This window comes from Arcicella sp. BE140, from assembly GCF_031456255.1.
Classification (GTDB): Bacteria; Bacteroidota; Bacteroidia; order Cytophagales; family Spirosomataceae; genus Arcicella; species Arcicella aquatica.
In genome coordinates this window covers 153882-165524 of sequence record NZ_JAVDUE010000005.1, presented here as the reverse complement: position 1 = coordinate 165524, position 11643 = coordinate 153882, and the positions used below count along the sequence as shown (strand labels likewise).

Annotated in this window: 7 protein-coding genes; 1 reads left to right on the top strand and 6 read right to left on the bottom strand. The window is 36.8% G+C overall.

Features of this window, described 5'->3' with window-relative positions; genetic code table 11:
- Positions 1-149: 149 nt before the first annotated feature.
- From J2Y60_RS10150 to J2Y60_RS10135, 4 genes are read right to left on the bottom strand one after another with little or no spacing between them, the layout of a single operon-like run.
- Positions 150-2447: a DUF5703 domain-containing protein gene (locus tag J2Y60_RS10150; RefSeq protein WP_309917211.1), complete on the bottom strand. Its 2298-nt coding sequence runs from the start codon at positions 2445-2447 to the stop codon at positions 150-152.
- 14 nt (positions 2448-2461) lie between these two features.
- Entirely contained in the window at positions 2462-3571 is a 1110-nt protein-coding gene (locus J2Y60_RS10145) for a 6-bladed beta-propeller (protein ID WP_309917208.1), read from the bottom strand.
- A 27-nt stretch (positions 3572-3598) separates the two neighbouring features.
- Positions 3599-5119, bottom strand: coding sequence for a DUF1501 domain-containing protein (locus J2Y60_RS10140; protein ID WP_309917205.1), 1521 nt, complete (start codon positions 5117-5119; stop codon positions 3599-3601).
- Positions 5120-5122: 3 nt separating this feature from the next.
- On the bottom strand, positions 5123-8344 hold the full coding sequence (locus J2Y60_RS10135) for a DUF1553 domain-containing protein (RefSeq protein ID WP_309917202.1): 3222 nt from the start codon (positions 8342-8344) through the stop codon (positions 5123-5125).
- Positions 8345-8484: 140 nt separating this feature from the next.
- Here J2Y60_RS10135 and J2Y60_RS10130 point away from each other — a divergent pair, with 140 nt between their 5' ends.
- A complete protein-coding gene (locus tag J2Y60_RS10130; RefSeq protein WP_309917198.1) occupies positions 8485-9363 on the top strand; it encodes an AraC family transcriptional regulator in 879 nt (292 codons plus the stop codon).
- Positions 9364-9373: 10 nt separating this feature from the next.
- On the opposite strand, the gene J2Y60_RS10125 is transcribed toward J2Y60_RS10130, so the two are convergent.
- Complete coding sequence (locus J2Y60_RS10125; RefSeq protein WP_309917195.1) at positions 9374-11038, bottom strand: PepSY-associated TM helix domain-containing protein; 1665 nt, start codon at positions 11036-11038, stop codon at positions 9374-9376.
- A gap of 7 nt (positions 11039-11045) precedes the next feature.
- Complete coding sequence (locus J2Y60_RS10120; RefSeq protein WP_309917192.1) at positions 11046-11327, bottom strand: hypothetical protein; 282 nt, start codon at positions 11325-11327, stop codon at positions 11046-11048.
- Positions 11328-11643 lie beyond the last annotated feature (316 nt).

Sequence of the window (11643 nt, the reverse complement as noted above, 5' to 3'; positions counted from 1 at the left end):
TTATTAGTAAGAGGGTACACTTTTTCATTTATATTCAGGAGCAGTTAATAAAATATCCCTTGTTATTTTATAATCGTAATATATGAAATATTTAAACCCTACAAAAACTTACTTAGAATAACTTCTTTTTTTGATACGACTAGTCTATACTACTCCATCACGACCAAATCACCTTTCCTAGCCTCAGGAGTTACTACCAGCTTTTCAAGCTTGCCATTTCTTACAATACCTTCAACAGTTGTATTATAAGGAGCATGTAATTTGAATTCGGCATTCCAATCTTTTGGCCAAGCAGGTAATAGATATATTTTTTTGCCATCTACTTGCATCAGCATCTCTTGCAAGCCAATCATTGCCGAACCACCCCAATTATGGTCAGGAGTCCAGTCGAAACCTGGTCCCCAGAATGTTGGGAAACGATGATTTGAATCTTTGAATTTTTCTCTGGTAAGTTCCTGAGCTTCTTCTTTTAGTCCGAGACGTGCTGCAAAAATACTATATTGTCGCCAACCAATATGACTTCTATATTTTTGTATATGTGGGTCTAAACGATAGGTATTGACGGCAACATCTAAATCGGGTTTCCCAATGCCATAAATTCCCCAAGGGAACACAGGATATAGTTGTGGGGCTTCTGAATTCTGTACCCTAGCCCAAGTTTGTGCAGGTGCAAGGGTTTTATGTCCTGCCATTTCCTGCAATGGAATAGGTGGAATACGTTTTAACATTCCTCCCCACTTTTGTTTTCTAGTACTGTCTAAATATTTTTCAGGCAACTCAACGACTCTTGCTAATATCACCTTCAACGCCGAAATCACTGTTGTTGAATTGTAGGTCATTTTAAAGGTTTCCGCAGCAGAGCTTGGATAAAAAATATATTGCCCTTGCTCATCGAATGCTTTTACACCTCGTTTTTTTGCCAAAAGTTGATAATGTTCATCATAAAAAGTCAGGCAACTTTCTATAAAAGGCACATATTCCGAAATATCTCTTCCTTCATATCGCTCTGTTTCTAGCATCATCAAACAAAACTCCAACACCGTTTCCCATTCATATTCAAGCCAAGCATTGTATTCCATGCCTGCATCATACCCTTCGGGACGCTTTAGCCCATATTCAAAAATATTTGGTAAGCCAAAATTCTCAATTTGTTCTGTAAAACAAGCCCCTGCATGATTCCAATAGACTTTACTTCGCAGTTCTGCATTTTTCAGCGAACGTAAGTAAAAATCAAATTGTGGCTTTAACATATCAAAATCACCACTTTTAAACATCGGAAAATAAACCAATCGTTGGTTTTGTGCCGTCATCGTTCCGCCACCCCAAAGCCTAAAATCAACGGAAAAAGGATAGGTTTTATCAACATGAGCAGGGTCAAAAGTAAACAATCCGCCATTGAACTTAGTCGGCCATTTTCCATAAGCATTACAAGCTAATTGATAACGGAAAAGTTGGTAATTACGAGAAACCGTGCTGTCTTTTCCTTCAATATAAATGTAGCTTCTATCCCAAAAAGCCTTCCACCAAGCATTCGTTTTTTGTAAAGCTGTTTTGCTATTGGTTGTCGCATCTTTCAACACATCATCTAAGCCTTTTTGCCATTCCTCTAAAGTATTGGTCTGGGCAACATGCAAGGCAATGTCTATCTGCTGTGAACGAGTAGCTTTGATACTTTCAAGTGACCAAGCCTTAAATTCTGTATCAGCATATTTACCGATAGAAGTATTTGAAGCTTTAAGGTTTTTCCCCATTATTATTCCCCCAAAAGTATTGTTTTTGATAGGGTCAAATAGTTGGTCTTTTACCGTATTCATACCTTCCATTCTCACGGTATAATCGAAGATGTTCTCTACATCGCTCCTATTTCTATGGTAAAAAAGTATAGTATTTCCTTGAAAATCGATGTTGTCTTTAAAGGTTATTACATCAAATTTTTGTTTGATTTTATAAGAATTGGTTCTAAATTCTTTAGCTTCTGTGATAACATGGTCTTCATTTCGCCAAGATTCGAAAGAGGCTTTTATTTTAATGGCTTTTTCGCTCTGTAAATCTAAGTGTACTACTGGACGAAAAACATCTACCCATATTTTCAATAATGTTTTGCCTGCACTAATGCTAACAAAGCCTTCTTCTAAATGTAATTCTTGTTTAAAATCAGAGGCATTAAAAGGATTGGATGATAATTGTAGACGAACTCGACCCTGTTTTAAAAAAGTATTGTTCTCATCAAAAGTGCCACTTCTGGAAAGATATACCAGTACATCTCCATTTTCAACCCAAACATTTAGACCGATGTCTCCACCGCCACAAGGCATTGATTCTGAGGAGTTTTTACTCTGGCTATTCCAAACAACGTTGTACGCTTTTAGTTGTTTGTTTTGCGCATTACTGACAAAAAACAAACCTATCAAAACCAGTAAAAGAATACTTTTTATAATATAATACATTCCTATTTTTAAGGTTAAACACGAGTCAATTTTACGGGTGGCGTATGATTGGCATTCCATTGACAGATATAAAGATTTTTATCTTCGTCCACACACACATCATGTCCGTGCTGAAAAATAGCGTTGGCTTGTTGAAGCGTAGGTTGCAAGATACCATTTTTATATATTGGGGCTGTCCCTCCTGGGCTAGCTACCACTTTATTGTTCTTATCCAGAATCGTCACAAACCCAGAATCTCCTTCTAATTTTTGCCCATTAGCATCTTTCGACCAGCATACGCCTGCATAAATATTTTCAGCATCAAGTACGGGGCGACACACATACATACCGGGCAAATCTACTCTTTTAATAAACTTTCCATCTAACGTAAAGAATTTAAAAGCATTTTCTTCTCTGGAAGTACAAATCAACAATGGATTATTCTTATCTCGTAAATCAATAGCAACACCATGCGCATTGTATAAATTATGCTCTTTATTAGCATTATGCTGTCCGCCAAAATGACGAATATATTGCCCTTTACTATTATATTGAATGATATAGTCAGAACCATACCCATCGGCTACATAAATATCCCCGTTAGGTGCAACAGCCGTTTCTGTAGGCATAAAAGGCTCATTATCTTTATAAATACCTATCGTGCGTGGGTGACCAATCGTAAAAATTACCCGACCGTTTAAATCTGTTTTTAATACCTGTCCTGCCTGAGCATTCCATTTACCTGTTTTGTCTTGATACCACCCACAGTCTACAATCAACAAAAAATCTTCTCCGCCTTCTTTGCTCAACGTCAAACCATGTCCCCCAGGAAAAGCCGTTCCCCAAAAATCAAGGAGTTTGCCCGACTTATCAAAAATCAAAATATTATTTCTAATATCATCACCCAACATAATCAATCGTCCCTTGCTGTCTTGCACCATTTCATGACAATTGAAAAGCGGATTAGCATTAGCACTAATTTTTGCCCAACTTTTATCTACTTTATATTGATAGTCTCCATGACCAATGATTAATTCTTCGGTCTTATTGTCTTTATGAAGAATAGAAAAACCAAAGCTTGGGTATGATAGCGCTGTTGCTGAGACTAAAGCTGTATTTTTAATAAAATGTCTTCTGGTTGTCATCGTATTTTAGGTCCTGTATTATTCAAATTAAGCTAATATATCTTTTACAACTTTTCCATGTACATCAGTCAGTCGGAATCTTCTTCCTTGAAATTTATAGGTCAGTCGTTCATGGTCAACACCCAACAAGTGCATTAATGTAGCTTGAAAATCATGCACATGCACAGGGTCTTTTATGATGTTATAACTAAAATCATCTGTTTCTCCATAGCTCAATCCTGCTTTTACACCTGCACCAGCCATCCACATAGTAAAACACCTTGGGTGGTGGTCTCTGCCATAATCATTGGTACTCAATTTCCCTTGAGAATATACTGTTCTACCAAATTCTCCTCCCCAAATAACGAGGGTATCTTCTAACATTCCTCGTCTTTTCAAGTCTTTTATTAAGCCCGCTGTCGCTTGGTCAGTGCTTTTGCATTGCTGTGCTATTCCTTGCGGAAGTCCACCGTGTTGATCCCATCCTTGGTGATATAATTGTACAAATTTTACATCTTTCTCTAATAATTTTCTTGCCAAAAGACAATTGGCAGCATACGTTCCCGCATCTCGACTATCAGCACCATATAAATCAAATACTTCGTCTGGTTCATCAGCGGTACTCATTACTTCTGGTACGGAAGTCTGCATACGATATGCCATTTCGTATTGTGCTATTCTCGCTTCAACTTCAGGGTCGGCATAGGTGTCATTTTGTAACTTATTGAGTTTGGATAGGTAATCCAGCATCTCTTTTCTATCTTTCCCATCATAACCTTCGGGGTCATTTAGAAATAACACAGGGTCTTTGCCTGATCTAAATTGTACTCCTTGATGTTTGGACGGCAAAAAACCATTTCCCCACAAACGTGCATAAAGTGGCTGGTCTTTTTGGCCATTTTTAGATACTAATACGATAAAAGTAGGCAAGTTTTGATTATCAGAACCAAGTCCATAACTTACCCACGAGCCTATTGATGGTCGCCCAGGAAGTTGATTACCTGTCTGAAAAAAAGTAATGGCAGGGTCATGGTTAATGGCCTCTGAATGAATAGATTTTATAATACATAGTTCATCTACTACTGCGGCAGTGTGTGGTAATAATTCACTCACCCAAGTTTGACTTTGTCCATGTTGATTAAATTTGAAGGCAGATGGTACCATCGGTAAAGCGCTTTGGTTGGCACTCATACCTGTCAGGCGTTGTCCTTTTCTAACAGAATCTGGCAAATTTTGTCCTGCTAAATCAATCAGCTTAGGTTTGTAGTCAAAGGTTTCAAATTGCGACGGCCCGCCACTCATGAACAAATATACCACTCTCTTGGCTTTAGGAGCAATATGTGGTAAAGCCTTTAGAATTTCTTCTTCCAGATTAGATGTCGTAGTTTCTTTGACGCTCTTCTTAGGAGAATCAAAAAAACCACTTACCCCAGTCAACAAAGAGCCTACTGCTAACGAACCTAAACCCAAAGAGGTTTTAGTCAAAAAACTTCTTCTGTCTAATTTATCATGTAAATGATTGAATTCGGGCGTATGAAGCCTAAATTCTTCGTCGTGATGATGTGCCATTTTCTATCTTTTAGTTAAAGTAGCATCTGAATTTAAAATAGTATTTGCCACTACAGTATTCGCGGCTATCAGCGAAGTATCTAATTTCTTATCTACTACATACTGCCCCGCTTTCAATATTCCTTTTGCTTTTTGAGGATACTGTTGAAATTTAGCGCGTGACACTCGTTGTAACTGTGCTAATAACGCTACCTCTTTAGCATGTGGGGTTCTTCCTGTCAATTTTCGATAAATGTAAATGATTCCCTTATTTACATCGCCTATTTTAGCCATTTGCTCGCCCATTACTTTGCTTGCTTCCACGAAAGTTGGGTCATTCAACGTGACTAACGCTTGCAATGGCGTATTGGTTTTTTGTCTTCTTACCACACACGAACTGCGTGAAGTGGCATCAAAAGTAGCCAAAGTTGGGTTTGGAACGGCTCTTTTTACAACCACATACAAGCTCCTGCGATAAACAGATTTACCAGAATCTGCTTTATAAGTGGTATTATTAATTTCCCAAAGTCCTTCTGGCTGATAAGGTTTTACGCTCTTTCCGCCAATAACAGGATTTAGCAAACCACTAGCCATCAGGGCATTGTCACGAATCATTTCGGCAGTCATTCTATTCACAGGGCCATGTGCCAATAAACGATTTTCTGGGTCTTTTTCTCTTGTTTCTTTATTGACACGAGAATCCTGTCTATACGTTGCCGACATCACAATCAGCTTATTGAGTTTCTTAACATCCCAACCTGATTCTCTGAAAGTAATGGCTAACCAGTCTAAAAGTTTTGGGTGACTTGGCATTTCACCTTGGTTACCAAAATCTTCGGTTGTTTTTACTAAACCTACCCCAAAGAAATTTTGCCAAAAACGATTCACTGCTACTCTTGCTGTCAGGGGATGGTTTTCATGTGTAAGCCACTGCGCTAAACCGTAGCGATTTTTAGGTAAATCATCTGGATAAGCCAAGACTGATTCGGGCGTATTTGGAAAAACCTCTTCGCCAAAAGCATCATAATTTCCTCTTAATAAAATATGGGCTTTTTTAGGTTTTGGCATTTCTTGCATCACCATTAATTCTTCAATACCCTCGGTAGAATCAGCCAAGGTAGTTCGTAGCTTTTCAAGTACTTTTCTTGAATTTTGTAGGTCTGGATAAATAGCTGAAAGATAAAAAGCTTTTAAAGACGATAACTCTTGTACTGATAATTGATTAATATTTTTGTTAGCAATTGTAGCCCAACTAGCTTTCTGGGCGAGTACACTTATTTCATAAGGACTTAGTACGCGATTATATACCGAAATATCATCGACTTTCCCATTTTTAAAGCCTAAGCCACGCCACCAACCTCCAATTTGCAAAGCGGGCTGGATGCCAGTACGGAATAAAATATCTTTTTTCAACTGGTCTGTCTTCGTCTCCATAGTCATCTCTTGCCCATTTTGGTACAACTTAAAACCATTGGCTTTTGACGAACCATCATAAGTAATCGTCAGTTGAATCCATTGATTACGAAGAACAGGTTGCTTAGAAACTTTTGTTATGGCATCAGAAGGAGCAGTATGAGCCATGTTTAACTCTAACTTATTGTCTTTCAGATACAAATGATATCCTCTAAAATTGTACAGACGTTCTGCTTGGCTCTTGTGTAGAATTACCCCTTCTTTCAATTCTTTTGGAATATTAACCCAAATGCCTACCGTAAAAGCTTGAGATTTACGGAAAACACCTACTTCGTTCAAATCTAGAAAAACATCGCCATTCATGAGCATTGTTTTACCCTTTGCAGTATTTTCAAAAACAGGGCTATCTCCCGTCTGACCAGACTCCCTTTTCATCACAGCTACTTGTTTGGGGCTAACGGTATTTTTCAACGTGCCGTCCTCAAAAGTATAAAGTGCTTGCAAGCCTATTTTTGGAATATTTTCTTTGGCTAATGTCTGGTAGCTCTTATCGGTTAACCATTTTTGAAAACTACCGTCAGCCTCCTTGCTTTGCTTATCAATCGTTTTTTCTTGTTGAGCAATTTTGGTATTGATGAAATGTAATATTTGTTCTTGTCGTTTCGTGGGCAACATCATAGTTGGCGTAGGCGGGGCATCATCCCACGAAATTTGTCCTGCTTCTTTTACATTGTTAAAAAAGCTAAATAACTGATAATAATTTTTCTGAGAAATAGGGTCATACTTATGATCATGACATTTTGCACACCCTACCGAAAGTCCTAAAAACGCATCCCCAAAAGTATTCGTCCTATCAATCACATATTCAGTTTGGAATTCTTCTTCAACAATACCGCCTTCCATATTTTGTTGATGATTACGATTAAAGGCAGTAGCAATCATCATTTCTTTGGTTGGTTTAGGCATCAAATCGCCTGCCAATTGCCAATGGACAAATTTGTCGTAAGGCAAATTTTTATTGAATGCATTAATTACAAAATCCCGATAAGGCGACATATCTCTCAATCTATCTACCGTATAGCCATGCGAATCGGCAAAACGAGCTAAATCTAACCAATCAACCGCCATTTTTTCACCATAATGTGGCGAATTCAACAAGCGGTTTACTTGTTTTTCATAAGCATTCGGAGAATTATCTTTCAAGAAAGCATCCATTTCTTGCACTGATGGTGGCAAGCCCGTTAAGTCGAGAGACAAACGACGTAGTAAAATTTCTTTAGAAGCTTCTTTGGAAGGACTTAGTTGTTCTTCCGCCAGCTTTTCTTGGATAAAATTATCAATCGGATTTTTCACCAACTCCTCGTTTTCTACTTCAGGTACGTCAGGCATTACAGGTTTAACAAAAGCCCAATGAGGTTTATATTCAGCTCCCTCTTTAATCCATTTAATCAATACCGCTTTTTCTTTGGCTGTCAAACTTAAATGTGATGAAGGAGTAGGCATTACATAATTAGGGTCATCAGAAATAATCCTATGAAAGAATTCGCTTTTTTCTAAATTCCCTGGATTAATCGCCACTTTATTGGGATTTTCTGGCAAATCTGCATAAGCAAATTCGGCTAAATCTAACCGTAAGCCTGCTTTTTGTTTGGCTTTGTCTGGCCCATGGCAAGCAAAGCATTTATCCGAAAGAATGGGTTTTACATGAATGTTATAATCTAGTTCTGCTGGGACTTCACGCATAGCTACCTCAACCTCTTCAGGTAATGTTGGCGAACATGAAAACAGCGCTAAACTCGCTAAGAAAATCAACAATATAAATATCCGTGTCATTATCATAAAATTGGGCAAACAATCCTACAAATGTATAATACAATATATTATTAATATTATACAAAACTGACCAATATTTTCACAAAGCCGACTTTTATTAATAGCTTTATGGCTATTATCATTCTCTTAAAATACTAAATATGCTTAGGAAATCATTGAAAAACACATTTTCGTTATTAAATGCCGATTATGTACAATTGAACAAAACTTGGAATTTCAAGCATGTAATTAGCCCATTTTACAGAATGTATTTGATTGATGATGGACAAGGTATCCTTTTTAATGCGCATGAGTCGCAAGTATTAGAACCTAATTATTTGTACTTAATTCCAAGTTTTACGGTTTGTAATTATCAATGTGACCGTTTTCTGAGCCAGTATTATATTCAATTTATTGAAGAATCTATCGACGGAAATGCCTTATTTTCAAACCATCAAAAAATCATCAAAGTGCCTGCCCAAACAATAGATTTTGAGCATTTCAAAAGAATACTAGCATTGAATAAAGGAAGAGGATTGACGCAATCAAACGACCCTAAAGATTATGAAAAACATCCTATCTTGCAATCGTTCAAACAAATGAATGATACCTTGGATGCCTCGGCATTAATGGAAACACAGGGAATTATTATGCAGTTGCTTTCACGGTTTATGACCAAAGAGTATTTCGATATTGAAGAAAAAAATGTAATTCCCTCTAAAATATTAGAGTCCATCAATTACATACAAACGCATCTTGATAATAGCTTGACAGTAGAACATTTGGCAGATAGAGCGAATTTAAGTCCCGATTATTTTTCGAGGATTTTCAATGAAAATACAGGAGAAAGACCTTTGAGTTATATTCAATACAAGCGAATAGAAAGAGCTCAGTTGCTAATGATTACAACTGAGCTCTCGATGCATGATATTGCTATCAAAACTGGATTTGAAAGTCTTTCTTATTTTTCTAGGATATTTAAACAAGTTATCCAACAAACTCCTAGTGAGTACAAAAAGAATAATCGAGTAGTATATTAATTGTTAGATTCTAGCTAAGAATAGGCTTTTCTAATACCGCACTGCCCTTTTTAGTCTTTTCTACTTTATCCGATTTTCCATAAATACTCGTCGCAAGGAAGAAACTTATTGAGGCAACCAGTAACCAAAAAATATCTACTGCGGCTACATAAAATTGTTGATTAGCTAGTGACTTCCAAAGCCAGTCGCCTGTCGTAACCCCATTAGCAATAGGAACAATCAATGACAAAACTCCATTAATATATAAATATCGCTTTGTTAAAATCGATTCTTTTTTGCTAAATAAGCCCACAATCATCAATATCAGCCATGATACAAAGAAAACGGTATTCACTAATGAACTGTGGTTATTCAAAGCCATTGGTATTACTCGCTCAGCAATAAATAAAATAGCTGTCGCAGGGAACAATCCAAAACAAATAGCCAAATACCACATTGTAATGCGATGATGAAACCTTTTTTGTTTGTCGGTATACTCTTTCTTATTCCTAGCTTCTTTCCATATTAATACGCCACTAATAATGATAAAACAAGTAATGAAAGCTAGTATAAAAAACATGATTTTCAGGGCGATTCCACCAAATTCTGCAAAATGTATCGCCCCTATCGCTCCTAAAACAGCCTGTGTATAAGTTTTTTCTCTTGGTAATACTTCCATCACTCTTTTACCATCTTTTAACGTAACGCCTACTACTCCATAACCATTAAAGATGGTTTCGTCTTGCACATAAGCTGTCAGTATTGCATCTTCTCTCCCTAAATGCTTGACAGTTACTCTCGTCACTTCAATATCAGGAATAGTTTTATAGAACTTGTTCACTACACTATTAACGTTCTTTAGGTTGGTGTTTATGGGTGATTTCTCATTTACTTCAATCACCCTATCAGGTCTGAATGCTGTAAGTGCTGCTTTTTGGTCCCCATTAAAAAACACAATCGTAGCCGGAGCTAGTAATAAAATAGACAAACAATAAAAGGCCCCTGTAACGGCATACATCATCTGGAAAGGCAATCCGATAAGTCCAAAAACAGTATGAGCGTTTGTCCAAATTTGTTTCCAAGCTCCTTTGATAGAAAATCCATAAAACTTTGTGATGATATTTCGCCAATGGATTAATACACCAGTGATACTGGCAAACAGAAAGAAAAAAGCGACGAAACCAGCTAGATACATTCCAACAATAGGAATCTGACTGAAATAATGCAAGCGAAATAATGTCTCACCGATGGTTGTTGGGGGACTTTCCTTGTTTTTCCCTTCATAAACTTGTAAGGTTTTATTGACTGGATGATATGACAATTCTAACGATTCGGCTCTTGCCTTGTTAACTTCTTTCCTAGTATTACCATTTTTTTCGACCTTATCTTTCATAGAAACCCAAACAGTTGTTAGGGGTTCTTTGGTTGTGCCAGGTCTGATAATAATGTCTTTTTCAGTATCTACCTCAGGGTATTGTTGCTTTAGTTTTTCTATTATTTGGTCGTATTCAAGACTATTTTCAGTCAATTGAATCCTTGCACTAGGGTTTTCCCATTGATAAATCTCACTTCGAAAAATAGTGAATGCCCCAGCAAAAAAAATAATATACAAGGCAAAGCTAATCACGATACCTGCAACAGTATGTGTATGCAAAAAAATATTAAATGCTCTATTTGATAATCCTTTTAATTTCATTTGTGCTTTAGCGAATTAGGTAAATAATTGATGAACAAATTAGAATGCCTGCCAGATAGATACCCAATATTTTCCACCCACTTTTAGCTAAAAAAGCAATTGAAAGTAAAGCAGCCCATAATAAAAATGCTGTAAAAGTACCCGTAAGCATTACCGCAACCTTGTTTTGAAGGAGTATTCCTAATAATAAATGGATAGCTACCGACAATAATAGTCCTCCTAAGATTCCTGCCGATACCTTCAAAAATCTTTGTCCCGAAGTAGATAAATATTCTTTTTTAGCTGGCATGTTTAAATAAGTTTATAAGGATTATTACGTGTATTAAAATCAGAAAACTATAAAACCATTTTTTCCCTAAAACAGCAAATAACTGCACAACACTAGCAGATAAAATAAGGCTTGTGAGGTACATCAAACAACCGATTGTTCCACCCCATTGGTAAATAAAAACCCCCAAGGAAACAATGAAAAAAAACAGGCCTATTGCCTTTTCATAAGAAAACGGGAATGTTAAGATATCTTTTGGAAAGTATTTAACCTTTGAATAGTACAATAAAATTCCTATTAAATTAAAGTATATAGCTATCATAAAATATATTTTTTT

Coding starts and splice junctions, on each gene's coding strand:
- J2Y60_RS10150 (WP_309917211.1), bottom strand. CDS start 2,447: ATGTATTATATTATAAAAAGTATTCTTTTACTGGTTTTGATAGGTTTG.
- J2Y60_RS10145 (WP_309917208.1), bottom strand. CDS start 3,571: ATGACAACCAGAAGACATTTTATTAAAAATACAGCTTTAGTCTCAGCA.
- J2Y60_RS10140 (WP_309917205.1), bottom strand. CDS start 5,119: ATGGCACATCATCACGACGAAGAATTTAGGCTTCATACGCCCGAATTC.
- J2Y60_RS10135 (WP_309917202.1), bottom strand. CDS start 8,344: ATGACACGGATATTTATATTGTTGATTTTCTTAGCGAGTTTAGCGCTG.
- J2Y60_RS10130 (WP_309917198.1), top strand. CDS start 8,485: ATGCTTAGGAAATCATTGAAAAACACATTTTCGTTATTAAATGCCGAT.
- J2Y60_RS10125 (WP_309917195.1), bottom strand. CDS start 11,038: ATGAAATTAAAAGGATTATCAAATAGAGCATTTAATATTTTTTTGCAT.
- J2Y60_RS10120 (WP_309917192.1), bottom strand. CDS start 11,327: ATGCCAGCTAAAAAAGAATATTTATCTACTTCGGGACAAAGATTTTTG.